This is a genomic window from Chryseobacterium sp. WG23, assembly GCF_024586575.1.
Classification (GTDB): Bacteria; Bacteroidota; Bacteroidia; order Flavobacteriales; family Weeksellaceae; genus Chryseobacterium.
In genome coordinates this window covers 26,890-47,248 of the sequence record NZ_JALCZE010000016.1, presented here as the reverse complement: position 1 = coordinate 47,248, position 20,359 = coordinate 26,890, and the positions used below count along the sequence as shown (strand labels likewise).

The following is a 20,359-nucleotide window of genomic DNA, read 5'->3' as shown; positions in this document are numbered from 1 at the left end:
AATTCAATAAAAATTCAAATTAAATACCAAATAAACAATTAAAATATAGATTAAATAACTATTTATCAAACAAACCGTTAAATAATTTGCATATCAATTTCAAATAATATAATTTCACATCCTCAAACAAAAAGACGATATAAAAAAATTATTATTTGGAGCTATTGTACTAAGCTTCATGTCAGCTTGTAACAGCGACAACATTTCAAACCAAGGTGAAGAGCCTACAGATCAGGCAAATTCTCCTTCTACAACCGCATTAAAAAGAAGCTGTCCTTCTGTAGAACTCAGAGAAGCAGCCCTGCAGAAGGATCCTGCATTGAGACAAAGGGCAACAGAGATTGAAGCCTCTGCTGAAAGATTTGCCAACGATATAAAATTTGGAAAGGTCCTCGCTGATGGAACCGTTGAAATTCCTGTAGTAGTGAATGTATTATACAGAACTGCTACTGAAAATGTTTCAGACGCAAGAATTGCAGAACAAATCGCTGTTTTAAATGCTGATTATAGTGGTACAAATACAGATGCCTCTAAAATACCTACAGAATTCCAAGGGGTAAAAGCTGGCGATGTAAAAGTAAAATTCAAACTGGTAAATACCGTAAGAAAAGTAACAACTAAAACATCATGGACTCCCACTGATGTAGACAACCACACGATGAAAAAAGTCTCTACTGGAGGAATAGATGCTACCAATCCTACCAATTATTTTAATATCTGGGTGGTAAGCAGTATGCCAGATGGTCTATATCAGACTCTTGGATATGCTACTTTTCCTGAATCCGCAGGATTATGGAATGATGGTGTAGTAATTGCAGCTCCATATTTTGGAAAAACAGGAGCAACTGCTAATTTCAACCTGGGAAGAACAGCCACTCATGAAGTAGGGCACTATTTAGGACTTATACACATCTGGGGAGATGCCAGCTGTGGAAATGATCTTGTTGCCGACACTCCAACTCAAACTGGATTCAATAATGGAAAACCACGCTACCCACTTTATAATACTTGTGGCGGAGTAAAAAGATCTGTAATGTTTATGAATTACATGGATTACGTAGATGACGCTGCTATGTTTATGTTCTCCACCGGACAAAAAACAAGAATGCAGTCTGCGGTTGCAGCATCAGGACCAAGATCCGGGCTAAGAGTTTTATAACAAATCTGATTGCAGTTTTATTTAATATTATAAATCCATCCTTCATATTGGGATGGATTTTTATTTTCACATACTATAATTACAACATCAAAAAAGCTTACAACCCTTATCAGGATTGACTGCTTTAGAAATCAAAAAAAACATCTTAACCAATCGATAAAATGTAATATTTTATTATAAATAAAAAATAAATACAATTATTTACATTAAAATAATTAAATACAAGAAAAATTTAAATCATAAATTTTGATTTTGATTAAAATACACTCTAATTGCAATTTACTTAAATAATAATCAAGCAAATTGTATATTTAATAGTAATTTATTAAACAAAACGCGAAATGATTTGCATATTAATTTCAAATACTATAATTTCACATTCTCAAACAAAAAAGAAACGATATGAAAAAATTATTATTTGGAGCTATTGTACTTAGCTTTATGTCAGCTTGTAACAGCGACAACATTTCAAATCAAAATGAAGAATCTACAGATCCGGCAGTTTCTTCTTCATCAATGGCTTTGGAAAGAAGCTGCCCATCAGAAGAAATCAGAGAGGAAGCTTTAAAAAACAGCCCTGAACTCCGACAAAAGTTTGCTGATCTGGAAGCCAATACAGCAAGGTTTGCCAATGACCAAAAACTTGGAAGAGTCTTGGCAGATGGGACCGTAGAAATTCCGGTTGTAGTTAATGTAATCTACAGCAGCACAGCAGGAAATGTTTCAGACGCAAGGATTGCAGAACAAATAGCTGTATTAAATGCTGATTATTCCGGAACAAACACTGACGCTGGTAGTATTCCTACAGAATTTCAAACAGTAAAAGCAGGTGATACAAAAGTACAATTCAGATTAGTTAATACCATAAGAAAGTCTACAACTAAAACAAGCTGGAAAACAGATGATTCCATGAAAAAAGCCTCATCTGGCGGTATTGATGCTACCAACCCAACCAATTATCTAAATATTTGGGTGGTAAGTAAAATGACTTCTCAAGGAAAAAGCATTCTTGGCTATGCCACTTTTCCTGAATCTGCAGGATCATTAAATGATGGTGTAGTCATTGCTGCTCCATTCTTTGGAAAAACAGGAGCTTCTTCTCCTTACAATCTAGGCAGAACTGCTACTCATGAGGTAGGACATTATCTGAATCTAAGACATATCTGGGGAGATGCAATGTGTGGGAATGACCTAGTAGATGATACTCCTACACAAACCTCATCTAATGGAGGCGCACCAACATACCCATTATACAACACCTGCAATAGTGTAAAAAGGTCTGTTATGTTCATGAATTATATGGATTATGTAAATGATGCTTCCATGTTTATGTTCTCATCTGGACAAAAAACAAGAATGCAGGCTGTAGTTGCCGCATCCGGAGCAAGAGCAGGGTTAAGAGTTTTATAATACATCTCTAAATACAATCTTATTTAATATTTTAAATCCATCTCCATTGAGATGGATTTTTTTATTTTTAAGAAGTTTAATCCTCAAACATCATAATGATAAAAGGTCATTATCCTCCAGTTAAAAAAATGCAGTGATCGCGGCAAAATTTACGGGACAATTAGCTTCCTTTTCCAACGGCTTGAAACGGATATGCCAGATGACTAAATTTTCATTAAAAATCAAAAACAATAGTATTTTTTTTAGTTAAAAAACACAAAAAAGTGAAATATAAAAACAAAATTACTAAAATTGATTAAAATTCAAATTAAATTAAATTTATTTAGGATAATCACAATCATTAACAATAAAGATTAATAATAATTAAATAAATTAAGAAATAATTTGCACATTAAGTTTATTTAATATAAATTCACAAACTCAAAACCAAAATAATATAATATGAAAAAACTTCTTTTTGGAGCTGGAATTCTATTTCTGGCTTCTTGTAACAACGATGTCAATTCTGTAACGGAACAACAGGACATGCAACCCCAGGAAACCGCCAGCAGAAGATCTTGCCCGTCGGACGAAATGAGGAACAAAATTCTAAGTACAGATCCTGCAGCCAGAGCCAGAGTTAACGCTATTGAAGAGTTTACGGAAAAGCGTCTTAACGACATAAAAGTAGGCAAGGTATTGGCAGATGGCACCGTAGAAATTCCTGTAGTATTCAATGTTGTTTATAACACAAGCAGTGAAAATGTATCAGACACGCGCTTACAATCCCAGATTGATGTCCTGAACAGAGATTATGGAGCTACCAATGCAGACAACAGCAATACACCATCAGAATTCGTTCCTGTAAAGGCCGGAGATACCAAAATCAGATTCAGATTAGCTAAAACAGTGAGAAAGCAAAGCAGTACAACGCTTTGGAATCCTGACGAGAATAAGATGAAATCAGCAAGTACAGGTATTGCAGCTACTACTCCAGACAATTATCTAAACATTTGGGTAGTCAATAAAATGACAGGCGGCACCCTTGGATATGCTTATTATCCGGGAACTATTACAGGTTCTTTAGATGGCGTGGTAATAGCTGCTCCCTATATAGGAACAGGATCCGGAACTTCAGCACCTTTCAATTTGGGAAGAACAGCCACTCATGAAGTGGGACATTATTTAAATCTTCCTCACCTTTGGGGCTCATCAAACACAGGCTGCCAGACAGATTACTCTAATGATACACCTGTTTCGCCTGGTCCAAATTACGGAACACCTTCTTATCCTCTTAGCCGTGCTTGCGGTGGAGTAAGCCGTTCTCAAATCTTCATGAATTACATGGATTATGTGGATGACAAGATCATGGTCATGTTTACAACCAATCAAAAACAAAGAATGCAGGCTGTGGTTTCTGCATCCGGACCAAGATCAGGGTTGAGAGTATATTAAACCATTAATATATTAAGATTTGCTTAAAAAAAATCTGTCCCAATTTAGGGATGGATTTTTTTTATACTTTTATGCGATTCTAATTTCAGAACAACAAAGATGAAAAAAATAATATTAGCAGCCAGCATGTTTTTACATTTATGCTGTTATAAAGCACAAGATACTGTTCAGTCTCAAAATCTGCAAAAAGATATTTCATTAATAAGCTCTGATATACCTATTGAAAATAAAACAACATTCTTCAAAAAAGAATGGGTGAAAAAATCTATAGCTCCAGCCATACTTTTTACAGCTGCTGCAGCAACCTGGGGAGAGAAGGAAAATATCCGTGAAGTCCGAAACCGCTATCTTCCTACATTCAAGGCAAAATATGATGATTATCTGCAATATGCTCCTGCAGTTGCTGTTTACGGATTAAAACTTTCGGGAGTTAAAGGGCGGAACAATATAGGAAGAGCTACACTTTCTTACATTACCAGTTTAGCTATTATGGGTATTGTGGTGAATTCAATCAAATATACATCAAAAGTTGAACGACCTGACCGCTCTAAAAATAATTCATTCCCATCCGGCCACGCTGCTATGGCTTTTACCAATGCAAGTTTTCTGCATAAAGAATATGGTATGGTAAACCCAGCATACAGTATTGGAGGATATAGTACAGCCACTCTTACGGCGCTTGGTCGGAATTTAAACAACAGACACTGGCTTCCTGATGTATTGGCCGGTGCAGGAATAGGTATTATATCTACGGAATTAGGCTATTTCTTTATTGACAAAATATATAAAAACAAAGGTGATAATTTAAGTCTTTTATCGAGGATACAGGGAAATGATTATCCTTCTTTCCTGGCTATAAAACTGGGCACAGCATTGGGTACAACAAATTTCCTGAAAGAGTCTGATCTTGACAATAAAAAACAAGTAGGCTTTGAAGGCGGATTGGAAGGAGCTTATTTCTTTTCAAAAAAATGGGGTATCGGAGCAGACATCACCTTTAGCAGCTTTCCCGTTAAGCCTCTAAAAGAAACGTTAGATAACGGAGAAGATTTTGGAGATTACACTATTATTACCCAATCTTTAGGTTTTCTAGGTGCCGGAATAGGGCCTTATTTCTCGCACGAGTTTTCAGATAAATGGCAGTTTACATTAAAAGCCACTGCCGGATACGCAGCCACAGCAAGCGGAAAAGTCTCTATAAAAAGTGACAACATAGACACACCAACTCATGAGCTTCCTATTGCCAGTTATAAACCTAAGCCCGCTTTCCGGTGGAATACGGGAGCTTCCCTTACTTATAAATTCAATCCCGGAATAGGACTTACATTATATGCCGATTACAACCAGATAAAATCTACGATCCGATATCATTTTAGTGATGAAATAAAAGAAAACGACGAATTAAATGAAGAGCTTAATCATGTCATTGCAAAGGAAAGAATCAATTATATCACGTTAGGTTTACGGTTAACAGCCTATTTTTAAAATAAAAAAGCCTTCAAAAATCTGAAGGCTTTGCTTTTATAGTATTTTAGTATTGTCTTCCGGAGTGTAATCCATAAAAAGATCTCCATCCAGCTGTACCGATTTTACTTTTTTCTTGATGGGAATCACAAGATCAGTTAGTTTTTGGTCTTTCTCCCAAATGGAAGGTGAAAAATGCAGCTTCTCCGTTGTTCCGTCCTCATAAGACAGGATAGCATCAAACGGAATAGCAAAGCCTCCTACATTGATAACATTTACCGTAAGCAGATCATTCATCTGGGAAACTCCCGCCACTTTTACATCTATATAATGATTGGTATAAAACCAGTTATGGAAGAACCAATTCAAATTTTTTCCGGATCCTGTATTCATAGAATTAAAATAATCCCAGGGAACAGGATGCTTACCATTCCAGTTATCCATATAATGATGCAATGCTTTTTTAAACAATTCATCTCCAAGATAATCTTTTAGGGCAAGATAGGATAACGATGCTTTTACATAAGAATTATTTCCATAGCCGGAGCCGCTTACCTGTGTGCTCATAGTGATAACAGGCTGATCCTGCTCTGCGGAAGCATCATTGATCCATTTTTTAACACGGAAGTTTTTATAAAATTCTTTCGCTTTAGCCTCACCGTTTTCATCAATTCCTATAAGATATTCCAATGTTGTTGCCCATCCTTCATCCATAAAAGCATATCTTGTTTCATTGATTCCCATATAAAAAGGGAAATAGGTATGCGCAATTTCATGATCGGCAGTAAGTCTTGCATCCTGAAGATCATCCGGAATACTGGAATCATTAATCATCATAGGGTATTCCATATCAGCATATCCCTGAATGGCTGTCATTACATTATAAGGATATTCTACTCCCGGCCAGTTTTTCGAAAACCAGTCCAGATTATAGCGCATCCACCCTACATATTGTTCGAAATCTTTCGCTCCGGCTTTGTATCCTGCCTGCACACTCGCTCTTTTTGTTTTCAGCTGGACACTGGCCGCATCCCATACGTAATGATTACTTAATGCAAAACAAAAATCAGTAATATGGTTCGCTTTAAACTTCCAAACATTCCATTTATTCTGTCTGGTTACTTTCCCGGACTTCATTTCCTGCTCTGTTGCAATATGTATCAGCTTATCACTCTTCAGGGAAGCTTTATATCTTTTTAAATATTCCGGCTGAAGGACAGCATCAGGATTCAGGAAATCCCCGGTTGCCCAAACCACATAATTTTTGGGAGCCGTAATAGCAAAACTATAATCATTAAAGTCATTGTAAAACTCCTGTCTGTCTGAATGGGGAAGCATATCCCATCCATTATAATCGTCATATACAGAAATTCTTGGGAAAGAATAAGCTACATAAAAAGTTTCAGGATCTATCTGTCCTTCTCTTCCACTCTGCACAGAAAGCGGGTATTCCCATTCTATTTTAACCTCAGCTTTTGATTTTGATTTTAAAGCTGATTTCAATTTCACTTTTTCAACAGTTCCCCAATCATCGCTGTCAATATCATACTTTTCACCATTTACAATAAATGATTTGATTTTAAGTCCCGAAGACAAAAAATCTTTAGAGACTGTTCCTGACCTTGGAGATTGTGGCTTATGAAGGTTATTAACAAACCTGATGGCCAATTCATTAAGGTTATCTGAGCTATTATTAGTGTAAACAATTGTTTCTTTTCCTGAAACTATTTTTGTATTGGCATCTACCTTTACTTCAACATTATAAATTCCTTTATTCTGCCAATAGTTTTTACCCGGCGCTCCCGAAATTTCGCGGGTTCCTTTTTCATAGGCTTTTTTGATATTTCTCGGCATATATAAGTCCTGTGCAGAAAGCTGGAATAATGAAACCACCACCATCACACCGGAAAAAATTCTCTTCATAACTATCTTTTTTAAGATTGGTATCAAAAATAGCGAAAATGTGACACAGAGCAGCAAATTCTTTGATAAGAATATTTAACAATAACCGTATTTTGTTTAATTATTTACAATCGTTCCTGTTCTTCTGTTTTTTTTATCGTTTTGGCGTTATTTACAGACTGGTTTCCAAAATTGAACTTCAAAGAGAAGGTAAAGCCTTGTGTATCGTTATAATCCAGGAAATAATTATCCTGATTGGCATATTGGGTGCTTACTTTCTGCCCCATGGTCCTGAAGATATCATTGAATATAAAACTGGCATCCAGTTTTTTGTTGAAAAACTTCCTGTTCATTACAAAATAAGCAGTCCAGGCATTCGAAATTTTAAATGTTCCCTGTATTCCCGGAGAATAGTAACGGTGTCCCACTTCTAATTTCCAGTCGTTACTTTTATCCAGCGTAAAGCTTGTAGAAACATTGGAAACCCAGTTCCATACTTTATTTTTGTACAGTATTCCGTCGGTACCTTTAAAATAATTTTCATTATGTTCTAGATTTTCGGACAGAATAAGGTTCCACCATGGTTTTATCTGCAAATTCTTATATACACTCAGTCCGAAAGCTTCTCCTTTTTCAATATTGGTAAAATAGTAGATCAGGCTGTTGGTATTGGGCTCCTGAAAGGAAATTTCCATAGAAGGATAGATCTCTTTTCGGTAGTATAGATCGAGATTCCACTCTTTCCAGGAATAGGTAAAGTTAAGATTATGAGTAATGGTCGCTTTTAATTTGGGATCTCCCTGGTAATAGGAGAAAAGGTTATAATAAGACTTTGCAGGATTCAGCCAGGAATAGGTAGGCCTGCTGATGCGTTTTCCATAAGAGAATCCAAATTCCTGTTTATTTTCCGTAGTATACTGGGTGTAAAAAGTAGGAAAAAGGTTCCAGTATTTATTTTTATTCCGGTCATAAGGCTCAGAAACAATTCCCTCCAGGTCGGTCATTTCTGCACGCAGCCCGGCCTTGAAATTCCATTTTCCAATGGTGTATCCTAAAGAAGAATAAACGGCAAAATTATGTTCCTTATAATCAAAAATACTGCTTTTATCCGGTCTGTACTGCAGCATTCCATTTTCATTATCAGAAAAATCCAATCTGCTGTTTGTTTTTACAAAACTGTATTTTACGCCGGATTCAAGGTCAAATTTTTCGTTTTTCCATTGATAATCTGCTTGTGTGGAATAGAGCTGAACATCAGTTTTATTTTGGGTCATAAAATTCTCTTCCCTTGGAGACTGTCCGGCAAAATTCAGGGAAGTGATCACATTTTGATATTTATCGGTGTTGTTTCCTGTAAAATAATTAATCCATGACAGGCTGCTTTTTTTATTCAATTTTCTATCTATCTGAAAGCTTAAAGAATTATTAATACTGCGGTTTTGGTGATCATTAACTGTGGTATAATCAGACTCAGCAATATTCTGATTATTATAGATTATTGTGGGAACATTGTATATTCCATAAGACTTTGGAGAGTAAAACCCTGAATAGTTGAGGCTTAAGCTGGTCAAACTGTCCAGTTCATATTCCACATTAAAATTCAGGGTATTCTGGTTATGGTTTTTATCCTTCCTGTTCATCGTACTTACCCATCTCTTCTGGCTTTCCAGATAATTGACATAATCTGTTCCTTCCCTGTAGTAAGTCCCCATCCCTTTATAATAGCTCGCCATAACGGAGAGTTTATCTTTTTTATAATATTGAGAAAGTCCGAAAACACCTTTTGCGTACTGTGTCTGTATATATTTAGATGACAAAATTCCCCGGTAGCCTTCAACTTTATTTTTTTTCATGATAATATTGAGCACTGCACTTCCCGATGCTTCATATTTTGCAGGAGGATTGGTAATCACTTCTACAGACTTCACCTCATCTCCCTGAGTATTTTCCAGGAGATTTTTGAGCTCATCGCCAGTCAGCATCACCTTTTTATCATTAATGGTCACCAAAATTCCGGTACTTCCTTTTACACTAAGAACATTATTATTAACCGTTACATTGGGTGTATTTTTCAAAATCTCCCAGGCATTGAGTGATGAAATATTACTGTTCTCCACATTAAACTCCAAACGGTCTACTTTTCTTTTCACCAAAGGCTTGCGCTTGGTCATCACCACCTCTCCTATTTCATGAGATTCTTTTTTCATGATGATATGCAATGGCTCAGGATTTTGAAGGTCCAGATTCTTTTCATACAGGGCATATCCTTCGTTCTTCACAACAAGCTTTACATTTTGTTCTGAAATTCCTTCTAAAATAAAGCTGCCGTCAATATTTGTTTTCAACACTTTAATCAGTTCATTCCGGGAATTATAGAGTTCCACCTTTATTGCGGAAAGCTTTTCATTCTGATTGCTGACAACCATTCCTTCAAGTTTTTGCTTTTGGGCAAATACCAACAGGGGAAAACATAGAAAAAGAAAAATTTTATACATCATTACTGTTTTTTGAATGACACAAAGCAATATGACTGTCTTGCTTTATGGTACAAAACTCTGAAATGAAAAGGAAAGTTTCGGTTAACAGGAGGTTAATGATAGGTTAACGTCCATTGCCCTGTTCTTTTCCTCTTAAGAAACAGAAAAATACAGTGTATGTACGGGTTAATGAAAGGTTAATATCAAAATAAATCTCCCCGAAAATAGCTAAAGCTTTATCTTTGTTTTAATGATGTCCAAAAGCAGATACCTTATTCCTCTATTCGCTACCTTATTCCTGATTTTATTGGGAATCCAGGTGTATTTCATTTATAAAACGTATCAGGTAAAAGAAAGAGATATCTACAGGTCTATTCAGGAAGGTCTGTCCAATTACACCGATAAACTGGAGGATGTGAGTACGAAAGAAATGAAAGATGATTCTCTTCAGAGTATTATTATCAGATATTATGATAAGGAAATCAGCAAAAAAGATTTTTTAAACCACTTCTTAGACAACAGACAACCTACCCGGAAAAAGCTAAATCGTTATATCAGCAGCCGTTTCAAAAAAGAAGGCTATGATATTTCTGCAAAAATTCAATACTACTCAATCATACATCTTCCGGACAGCACTAAAATAATCGATCAGCCAATCATCATTTTTGAAACAAAAAACAAGGTTAAAAATTCTAAAATTTCAACAACCAGCAGCTGGGAAACCTCTTCCACTAAAAGGAATGATAAAAACAATGAAAAAATTGAAAGGAAAAATACTTTTTTAGTCAAAAGTAAAACTGAATTTGAAATTGCCAATATTAAGAGCATTGTATTTAAAGAACTTACCTTATTGATTATTTGCTGTATCATCCTTCTTGCAAGCGTTCTACTGCTGTATATCTTCACTGTTAAAAACCTCATAAACCAGCAAAAACAGGTAGAGGTACTCCATACTGTAGTAGACAATATATCACACGAATTCAAAACACCTATTGCCACATTAAAAATAGCTTCTAAAACTTTAAAGAAAGAATGGAATCCGGAAACGCTTCCCCTTATTGACCGGCAGATTTACAGACTTGAGGCCCTTATGTCCCAGCTTCACAAAGATGAACTCCCGGATAAAACTACTCCCGTAAAGCCTGAAGATTGGGATTTCTTTATTCAGGATCTAGCCTTCACTTACTTCAATACAGACTTTAAATTTGAAAATAATATATCACAGGAGCTTCCTTTTGATAAAAACCTGATGGAAACCATTATCAAAAACCTCTGTGAGAACAGTGTAAAATATGGTGCTTCCAGTATAAAAATCAATATCAGCAGTTCTCTACAGCATTTAGAAATTGAAATTTCCGACAACGGCTTTGGCATGGAAACTAAAGAATTAAAAAATATCTTTGAAAAATTCTACAGGATACAGGCCAACAATATCCATAACAATAAAGGATTGGGGCTTGGGCTGTATATCGTTAAAAAAATTGTTACAGAATATCACGGCAAAATACATGTTTCCAGCCAGCCTAAAGTGGGAACTGCTTTTAAAATATCTATTCCTTATGAAAACTAAAATCCTTTTAGCAGAAGATGATCCTGATTTCGGAATGATCCTGAAACAATATCTTGAACTGGAAGATTTTGAAGTCACCTGGTTTGAAAACCCTGAAGATATTGTAAAAATAATCCCTTCCGAATTCCCTTTCCATATTGGAATTCTGGATATTATGATGCCTAATATTGATGGTTTTTCTTTAGCTAAAATGATCCTGCAGGAAAAAAGTGATTTCCCATTGCTTTTTTTAACCGCCAAGAATCAGAAAATAGACCGGTTAACCGGATTAAAAATAGGAGCAGACGATTATATTGCCAAACCCTGCGATCCTGAGGAACTCATTTTGAGAATAAAAAACATACTCAGAAGAACTTTACCGACGGCTGTAGAAACATACATTAAGATTGGAGAATATTCTTTAGACACCAGTAAACTTTTACTTTCACACAATGAGGGGAGCATACGCCTTACGGTTCGGGAACAGGAACTCCTTGTCTATCTTTTGAAGCATAATCACACCACGATAACAAGAGACAACATCCTGGATAACCTCTGGGAAACCAATGATTATTTTACAGGAAGAAGCCTTGATGTATTTATCAGCAGACTCAGAAAATATTTCAGCCATGACCCGGAAGTAAAAATCCAATCCCTGAGAGGAATTGGATTTGAAGTTGATTTTCCAACGCATTGATCTTAGAAAGAAAGCTCTGTAATCACCGGAAAATGATCCGATGGATACAGCAGGTTTTCCCTTCTGTCATTAATGTGTCTATTTGATTTGATCCTGAAACCTTTTGTAAAAATATAATCAATCCTTTCTTTAGGTACTTCGTTGATATTAAAGCCTGTAAAAGTTCCTACCGGACCATAATGCTTCGTTTCAGAATGATAGAAACTATCTTTCATATGTTGGGAAAGAATCTTAATCGGCTCTGTATCATCTGTCAGGTTAAAGTCTCCACTTAAGGTTACCGGAAGGTTTTTGGGATTAAGTTCTCGAATCTTTTTTATAATCAATTCAGAAGATTTAACCCTTGCCACATTTCCAACATGATCAAAATGAAGATTCATTGCTAAAAATTCTTTTTTAGATTTTCTATCCCTGAACACAGCATACGTACAGATTCTGTTCAATGCAGCATCCCAGCCTTTTGAAGGTTTTTCAGGAGTTTCAGACAGCCAGAATGTTCCGGATTTTACGACATCAAGCCTCTTGGTATCGTAAAAAATAGCAGAAAACTCTCCTTTTTCTTTTCCATCATCCCTGCCTACACCAATATAGTCATAGTTTTTCAATCCGCTTTTAAGATCTTTCATCTGCTCGGGAAGTGCTTCCTGAACTCCGAAATAATCGGGATGGTAATAGGTTAATAAATCGGCGACATCCTGTTTTCTTTGAGGCCAGGCATTCTCTTTATCCGATTCTACATTAAGCCGGATATTAAAACTCATCACCGTAAGGTCCTGTGAAAACCCCAATACAAAAAGCATCAGGAGCATAATTGAAAATCTGAAATTCATAGTTTATTTTATCAATAAGAGACAAAAATAAGACTTCTCTGTGACAGGGAAGCCTTATTTATATGATAATATTGTTAAATCAAGATTATTCTTTATTGAATTTATATTCTCTTCCTCCTTCTGTAAGCGTAATCATCTTTTTATCTTTACTGAAAACAACCGCCAGCTCGGCCTGGTCAAAAGTGAATCTATTATCTCCTGCGTACTCAAAAGGAAATTCCTGCTGTCCCATTACACTTCCAAAAAGCTGTCCGTTCTTCTCCACAAATGTGATCTTAAAATTGTTCTCTTTGCTTCCATATATTCCTGTAAAATCTTTTGCATTGATTTTTTCAACAGGTTTTGCATCAGAAGATGTCCAGGTGTTATTTTTTGTGTTAATATCGGGAACTACAGAATTCGGATCCAGTTTCACCTCATCTATTTCTTTAGCAGCATCTACTTTAAAGGTCCATTCTGTATTTCTTTTCCAGACTTCAACGGGTATTTTTACTGTTTTCGATGTTCCATCCTTAAATTTCATCTGTACTGTAGTAGGCATTGGTAGCTGGCCAAGATTTTCAACAGTTACCTCAGCCCCATTCTTAAAATCTCCATTGATATATTTTACATTTTTAACAGCCTGATCAATTTTCCACTTATTAAAAAACCAACCTCTCCAGAACCAGTTCAACTCTTCTCCGGAAACATTCTCCATAGTGTGGAAGAAATCCCAGGGCGTAGGATGTTTAAAAGCCCAACGGTTGATATAGGTCCGGAATGCTTTATCAAATTTTTCAGGCCCCAAAATGGCTTCTCTTAAAACGGATAATCCTGCGCCCGGTTTATAGTAGGCTAAAGCGGCAATATTCCTTTCTTTCATATTATCCGGTCCTACCATTATAGGTTCCAGGTTATCACCCATCAGATAGCTTCCTGTACGGGCAAGGTTTGGCTTTTTATAATATTCACCCTTATTAAAAGCTTCCGTTGACAGTCCGTTAATGAAAGTATTAAAACCTTCATCCATCCATGCAAATAGTCTTTCATTAGAACCTACGATCATAGGGAACCAATTATGACCAAATTCATGATCGGTAACCCCCCAAAGACTTTCTCCTTTTGAATCCATATGACAGAACACAATTCCCGGATACTCCATTCCGCCTTCATTTCCTGCAACATTAGTCGCTGCCGGATATGTATATTCGTACCATTTATTTGAGTAGTGCTCTATAGCAGCCTTGGTATATTCCGTAGATCTCCCCCATGCTTTATCTCCCGCACTTTCTGCAGGATATGCAGAAATAGCTAAAGATTTTTTCCCACTTGGAAGATTAATTCTTGATGCATCTATAATAAACCCCGAAGATGATGCCCAGGCAAAATCCCTTGCCTGTGTAATCTTAAACTTCCAGGTTTTTGTTCCGGCCGTTTTATTTTTACCAATTTCAGATTCAGAATGGATCATTACTGTTTTATCACTGTTTCTGGCTTCATTCCATCTGTTGATTTCCTCTCTGGTATACACATCTTTCTCATTGAGAAGCTCACCGGAAGCAACTACATAATGATTGGAAGGAACTGTAATATTGGCTGTAATATTTCCATATTCTAAATAAAATTCCGATGCTCCAAGATAAGGCATCGTATTCCATCCCAATACATCATCATAAACGCACATTCTAGGATACCATTGTGCCATGGTAAATATTTTGCCATTTTTCGTATCCTGCACTCCCATTCTGTCTGACCCGTATTCCGGAGAAATAAAAGAATATTCAACGGCAATTTTTGCTTTACCTCCTTTTGCTTTCAGTTCCTTAGGAAGGTCAATCTGCATTCTTGTATCTGTAATGGTATATTGTACTTCTTTACCGTCCAGTTTTACCGATTTAATATGATATCCTCCATTCAGTTCCTCACCATGAGCTCCGTTTCGGCTTCCCGACATAGGAACAACTCCATTTCCCCGGGAATCTTTTGCAAATAAATTCTGATCCAGCTGTAACCAGAGAAAACTCAATGCATCAGGGCTGTTATTCGTATAGGTAATTTCAGCAGTACCTGCTATTTCTTTTTTATCTTCATTCAGGCTGACATTCAAATAATAATCTGCTGAATTCTGCCAATAAGCATGACCGGGCTGCCCACTTGCAGAACGGGTTTCCGTACCTGTCTGGGGATAAAAAAATGGCTTAAACGCCTCTACATAATCATATTTTGGCGTCTCCTGTGCATATACAGATCCTGAAAAAAGGAAAAATGCAACTGCAGAAACCAGGGTTGGAAGTTTACAATTCATTTAATTATTTTATACATAGGTAAAAAAAACTCCTGGAATTGTTACAAATCCAGGAGCTTTTTATTTATTTTTTTTTATTTAATTTGATTTTTTAGACTTAATCATTGCTTCTAAAGCATCCCACATTTCCTGAGGGATATCCTCCAGCATATTAAATTCTCCTGCTCCCTGAAGCCATTCCCCACCGTCAATAGTTACCACTTCACCATTCATATAAGCAGAATAATCTGAAACAAGGTAAGCTGCCAGGTTGGCCAATTCCTGATGTTCTCCCACTCTTCTCAAAGGCACTTTTTTCTTCATATCAAATTTTTCCTGTAAATCACCAGGCAACAGTCTGTCCCAGGCACCTTTTGTAGGGAAAGGCCCCGGCGCTATCGCATTAAAACGGATTCCATATTTTGCCCATTCTACAGCTAAAGATCTCGTCATGGCTAAAACACCGGCTTTAGCACACGCTGAAGGAACAACGTAGGCAGATCCCGTCCACGAATAGGTAGTTACAATATTTAAAACAGTTCCTGCATGTTTAGCATCTATCCAATGTTTACCCACTGAAAGTGTACAGTTTTTTGTCCCTTTTAAAACAATATCTAAAATAGAATCAAAAGCAGAATGCGTTAACCTTTCTGTAGGAGAGATAAAGTTTCCAGCAGCATTATTTAAAAGGATATCTATTTTACCAAATTCTTTCAACGTTGCCTCTTTCATTGCTTCCACCTCATCCCAGTTTCTCACATCACAAGCTACACAAAGAACTTTCCCTCCTGTCTGCTCTTCCAGTTCCTTAGCAGTAGCCTGAAGTTTTTCAATATTTCGGGAAGTGATCACCACATTGGCTCCTAACTCAAGGAAATATTTAGTCATGGCTTTTCCAAGGCCACTTCCTCCTCCTGTTACAATCGCTACTTTATCTTTCAGTGCGCCTTCACGCAACATTGGTTGTGTATATAAATTCATGTATAATATTTTTCTAAAAATAATAAATATTGAACGGATTGTCCCTAAATTAAATTTATAAATAATGCCATAAATAATATTCTTTATTTTTTTAATTAATTTTAGCACTTAATAATATCGTTGCTCATGAAAAATCCGGGAACTGCTCTTGTTCTATCATTGTTATTTTGTAGTTCAAACTTTAACGCTCAAAAGTTTGAAAAGTTATACCAATATGTAAATCCGCTCATCGGAACTGAAAAAATGGGACACACTTATCCCGGTGCAACTGCGCCGTTCGGAGCTGTGCAGCTAAGCCCCGAAACCGATACCATTTCCTATGAACTCAATGGAAAATACAATGGTGATGTTTACAAATATTGTGCAGGCTACCGCTATGAAGACAAAACAATTACAGGGTTCAGCTCCACACACTTCAGCGGAACCGGACATTCTGATCTGGGAGATTTTCTTATCATGCCTACCGTTGGAAAACTGCAGTTGAACCCCGGAACAGCTTCTCATCCTGAAAATGGCTACAGAAGCAGCTTCTCCCATCAGAATGAAAAGGCTGAAGCGGGTTATTACAAAGTAAAACTTGATGATTATAATATTCTGGCAGAGTTAACAGCAACAACCAGAACCGGAGTTCACCGCTATACATTTCCAAAATCGGATCAGTCCCACATCATCCTGGATCTAATGGCCGGAATTTATAATTATGACAGTAAAAATGTCTGGACTTATGTTCGGGTAGAAAATGGGAATACAATAACGGGATACCGTCAGACAAACGGATGGGCAAGAACTAGGACTGTTTATTTTGCAATGACATTTTCAAAACCTTTTAAGTCATACGGCCAGAAAAATTATGATGGAACACAGGTGTATAAAGGATTTTGGAGAAAGTTTAACCAAACGGAAAACTTTCCGGAAATCGCCGGTAAAAATCTGAAAATGTACTTTGATTTTGATACCAATGAAAATGAAGCCATCGAAGTAAAGCTTGCTATTTCTCCCGTAAGTCAAATCAATGCCATGGAAAACCTGGAAAAAGAAACAGGAAATTTATCTTTTGATCAGGTAAGAGCAAAAACTCAGGAAGATTGGAACAAAGAATTAAATAAAATTGTCATTCAGGGATCTGAAACTGAAAAGACTAACTTTTACACTGCCATGTACCACACCTTCATTAATCCGACAGTCTATATGGATGTCAATGGAGAGTATAAAGGATTGGATCAGAATATTCATCAGGCAGAAGGTTTTACAAATTATACCACCTTCTCATTATGGGATACTTACCGTGCTCTTCATCCCTTTTTTAATATCATTCAGCCTAAGCGAAATAATGATATGATAAAATCAATGATGGCCCATTACGATCAGTTTTCGATGAAAATGCTTCCCATATGGTCTCATTATGCCAATGACAACTGGTGTATGAGTGGCTATCACAGTGTAAGCGTTGTCGCGGATGCTATTATTAAAGGAAATTATACCGGTAATCCTAGAGAAGCTCTTAAAGCCTGTGTGGAAACTGCCAATAAAAGGAATTACGAGGGTATAGGTCAGTATATTGATTTAGGCTATATCCCCGCTGAAAAGAACGGAACTTCAGTTTCAAATACATTAGAATATGCTTATGATGACTGGGCAATTGCTCAGCTGGCAAAACATTTGGGTGAAACAGATATTTATAACCAATTCATCAAACGTTCTGAAAACTGGAAAAATAATTTCGACACTACCATCGGGTTTATGCGTCCACGTCTTGCAGACGGAAGTTTCAAAAAAGATTTTGACGTATTAAGTACACACGGACAGGGTTTCATTGAAGGAAATTCCTGGAACTACAGCTTCTTTGTTCCCCAAGACCCTGATGAACTGATCAAAATGATGGGAGGCAAGAAAAAATTTGCCTCAAAGCTGGATGAGCTGTTTACGATGCACTTGCCAGATGCATTTTTTGCAGATACTGAAGATATTACCCGGGAAGGAATCATCGGAGGATATGTACATGGCAACGAACCGGCTCATCATGTTGTTTATTTTTATAATTGGGCAGGGCAACCCTGGAAAACCCAGTCACAAGTCCGACGTATTTTAGAAATGCAGTATAAAGCTACTCCTGACGGACTGGGAGGCAATGACGATACGGGACAAATGAGCGCATGGTATATTCTGAGCTCACTTGGCTTTTACCCTGTTGCTCCCGGTTCAGAAGATTATGCAATCGGAAGCCCGGCCGTTGACCATGCTTTTTTACATTTGGAAAACGGAAAAACCTTTGAAATTGAAGCCGTCAACCAAAGCCAAAAGAATGTATATGTTCAGAAGATTCTTTTAAATGGAAAAGAGATTAAAAATTTCACCTTAAAACATGCTGAGATTATGAACGGAGGAAAACTTACATTTTATATGAGTAATAAAGCAAGGAAGTAAGTGTTTCATAAAGCCTTCTATTATTGGTATTTAATAAATACAGACGCTCTGAGATTAAGCGAATTGTCAGATGATTGTAAAAAAGCACACAGGCTCTTACTCTGTAAAAAAAAGGCTGCATTTAGCAGTCTTTTTTTGATTTATAATCTGGTCTATAGCAGGTTTTGGCTAAAGCCAATGGATACTCTAAAATTAAAAAGCGGGCTAAAAGCCCGCTCCTATTAATATACTTGTTACTAAATATCTTTTACAGCATAGCTACAAAAGCAAATTTAAGATTTTACAGTTTTATCTTTTATTTTGTTACTCCTGAACTTCAAAAAGCAAACGCTCTCCAAACTTTTCTTCTGCAATTTTTCCGTGATCATATACCAAATGTCCATTTACAAAAGTATGCGTTACCTTAGAATGGAAATTCATCCCTTCCAATGGGCTCCAGCCACATTTGTACAATAAATTATCTTTGGCAACCGTCCAGTTTTCGTCCAGGTCCACCAGCACCAGGTCTGCTTTATAGCCTTCTTTCACAAAGCCTCTCTTCTCAACTCTGAAAAGGATAGCGGGATTGTGGCACATTTTTTCAACAATCTGTTCAAGAGAAATTTTACCATTTCTGTAGTTCTCCAGCATCACTACTAATGAATGTTGTACCAAAGGGGCTCCTGAAGGGCATTTTGTATATACATTTTGTTTTTCTTCTGCAGTGTGTGGGGCGTGATCGGTAGCAATCACATCAATTCTGCCATCTAATAAAGCTTCCCAAAGGCCATCTTTGTCTTTTTGTGTTTTTACAGCAGGATTCCATTTAATCAAGCCTCCTCTAGTTTCATAATCTTCATTGGTAAAGGTTAAATGATGAACACATACCTCAGCGGTAATTTTCTTTTCTTTCAATGGAATATCATTTCTGAAAAGACTCATTTCCTTAGCTGTTGAAAGATGGAATACATGAAGCCTCGCTCCTGTTTTCTGTGCCAGTTCAACGGCTTTTGAAGAAGACTTATAACAAGCTTCCTCACTTCTTATCAAGTGATGAAATTTTACAGGAATGTCCTCTCCATATTCATCCAAATACTTTTGTGTATTAGCTCTGATGGTAGCTTCATCTTCACAATGAACAGCAATAAGCATTTTTGTATTGCTGAAAATATTTTCCAGGGTTTCAGGATTATCAACCAGCATATTTCCTGTGGATGAGCCTAAGAATAACTTAATTCCCGGAACATTTCGGGGATTGGTTTTTAAGACCTCTTCAAGATTATCATTAGTTCCTCCCATCATGAAACCATAGTTAGCATAAGCTTTCTGAGAGGCAATTTCATATTTATCGGCTAATAATTCCTGTGTAACAGCATTGGGAACGGTATTCGGCTGATCGATAAAACTCGTTACTCCACCGGCAATAGCTGCTCTTGATTCACTTTCTATATCTCCTTTATGAGTCAGCCCCGGATCACGAAAATGAACCTGATCATCAATAACGCCCGGAAGAAGATGTTTTCCTGAACCGTCAATGACCTGATCTGCCTCGTCAGAAATATCAGTGCCTATTTTAGAGATTAGATCATTTTCTATTAAGATATCGCTTTCAAAGACTTTGCCTTCGTTGACGATTTTTACGTTTTTGATAAGGGTTTTCATTTACTCTTTTAGAAATTAGATGTTAGAGATATTTAGAAATCAGATTATAACAAATCCATTCTATTTCATTGTAAGCAAAATTAAGGTTTATGAATGAATTTTTAATATCACTTCTAAAAAATCAATTT

13 protein-coding genes are annotated in these 20,359 nt (G+C 36.6%); 7 read left to right on the top strand and 6 right to left on the bottom strand.

Going from position 1 to position 20,359, the window contains the following annotated elements:
- Positions 1-139: 139 nt before the first annotated feature.
- The 4 genes from MP477_RS21050 to MP477_RS21035 all read left to right on the top strand — a co-directional run bounded on the left by MP477_RS21050 (position 140) and on the right by MP477_RS21035 (position 5,488).
- Positions 140-1,159 carry a zinc metalloprotease gene (locus MP477_RS21050; RefSeq protein WP_257192025.1) on the top strand — a complete coding sequence of 340 codons (1,020 nt, stop codon included), beginning with the start codon at positions 140-142 and terminating at the stop codon, positions 1,157-1,159.
- 402 nt (positions 1,160-1,561) lie between these two features.
- On the top strand, positions 1,562-2,569 hold the full coding sequence (locus MP477_RS21045) for a zinc metalloprotease (RefSeq protein WP_257191969.1): 1,008 nt from the start codon (positions 1,562-1,564) through the stop codon (positions 2,567-2,569).
- Positions 2,570-3,010: 441 nt separating this feature from the next.
- Positions 3,011-4,003, top strand: coding sequence for a zinc metalloprotease (locus MP477_RS21040; RefSeq protein WP_257191968.1), 993 nt, complete (start codon positions 3,011-3,013; stop codon positions 4,001-4,003).
- A gap of 99 nt (positions 4,004-4,102) precedes the next feature.
- Positions 4,103-5,488 carry a phosphatase PAP2 family protein gene (locus MP477_RS21035; protein ID WP_257191967.1) on the top strand — a complete coding sequence of 462 codons (1,386 nt, stop codon included), beginning with the start codon at positions 4,103-4,105 and terminating at the stop codon, positions 5,486-5,488.
- 36 nt (positions 5,489-5,524) lie between these two features.
- On the opposite strand, the gene MP477_RS21030 is transcribed toward MP477_RS21035, so the two are convergent.
- The gene (locus MP477_RS21030) at positions 5,525-7,390 is read right to left on the bottom strand and encodes a M1 family metallopeptidase (RefSeq protein ID WP_257191965.1); all 1,866 of its coding nucleotides are present in this window, start codon (positions 7,388-7,390) and stop codon (positions 5,525-5,527) included.
- A gap of 104 nt (positions 7,391-7,494) precedes the next feature.
- Positions 7,495-9,867 (bottom strand): outer membrane beta-barrel family protein, encoded by a 2,373-nt coding sequence (locus MP477_RS21025; RefSeq protein WP_257191964.1) that lies wholly within the window; start codon positions 9,865-9,867, stop codon positions 7,495-7,497.
- A 229-nt stretch (positions 9,868-10,096) separates the two neighbouring features.
- On the opposite strand from MP477_RS21025, the gene MP477_RS21020 reads away from it, so the two are divergent.
- The gene (locus MP477_RS21020; protein WP_257191963.1) at positions 10,097-11,416 is read left to right on the top strand and encodes a sensor histidine kinase KdpD; all 1,320 of its coding nucleotides are present in this window, start codon (positions 10,097-10,099) and stop codon (positions 11,414-11,416) included.
- Positions 11,406-12,092, top strand: a complete 687-nt coding sequence (locus tag MP477_RS21015; protein ID WP_230041167.1) for a response regulator transcription factor — start codon at positions 11,406-11,408, stop codon at positions 12,090-12,092. Before MP477_RS21020 ends, MP477_RS21015 begins: the two co-directional genes overlap by 11 nt.
- Before the next feature lie 2 nt (positions 12,093-12,094).
- Here the strand turns inward: MP477_RS21015 and MP477_RS21010 are convergent, their stop codons facing one another.
- The 3 genes from MP477_RS21010 to MP477_RS21000 all read right to left on the bottom strand — a co-directional run bounded on the left by MP477_RS21010 (position 12,095) and on the right by MP477_RS21000 (position 16,166).
- Entirely contained in the window at positions 12,095-12,922 is an 828-nt protein-coding gene (locus tag MP477_RS21010; RefSeq protein ID WP_230041168.1) for an endonuclease/exonuclease/phosphatase family protein, read from the bottom strand.
- 85 nt (positions 12,923-13,007) lie between these two features.
- Positions 13,008-15,206: a M1 family metallopeptidase gene (locus MP477_RS21005; protein ID WP_257191962.1), complete on the bottom strand. Its 2,199-nt coding sequence runs from the start codon at positions 15,204-15,206 to the stop codon at positions 13,008-13,010.
- Between the two features lie 78 nt (positions 15,207-15,284).
- A complete protein-coding gene (locus MP477_RS21000; protein WP_230041170.1) occupies positions 15,285-16,166 on the bottom strand; it encodes an SDR family oxidoreductase in 882 nt (293 codons plus the stop codon).
- Positions 16,167-16,292: 126 nt separating this feature from the next.
- Between MP477_RS21000 and MP477_RS20995 the strand changes: the two genes are divergently transcribed.
- On the top strand, positions 16,293-18,590 hold the full coding sequence (locus tag MP477_RS20995) for a GH92 family glycosyl hydrolase (protein ID WP_257191961.1): 2,298 nt from the start codon (positions 16,293-16,295) through the stop codon (positions 18,588-18,590).
- A gap of 303 nt (positions 18,591-18,893) precedes the next feature.
- On the opposite strand, the gene MP477_RS20990 is transcribed toward MP477_RS20995, so the two are convergent.
- Positions 18,894-20,231, bottom strand: coding sequence for a dihydroorotase (locus MP477_RS20990; RefSeq protein ID WP_230041172.1), 1,338 nt, complete (start codon positions 20,229-20,231; stop codon positions 18,894-18,896).
- Positions 20,232-20,359 lie beyond the last annotated feature (128 nt).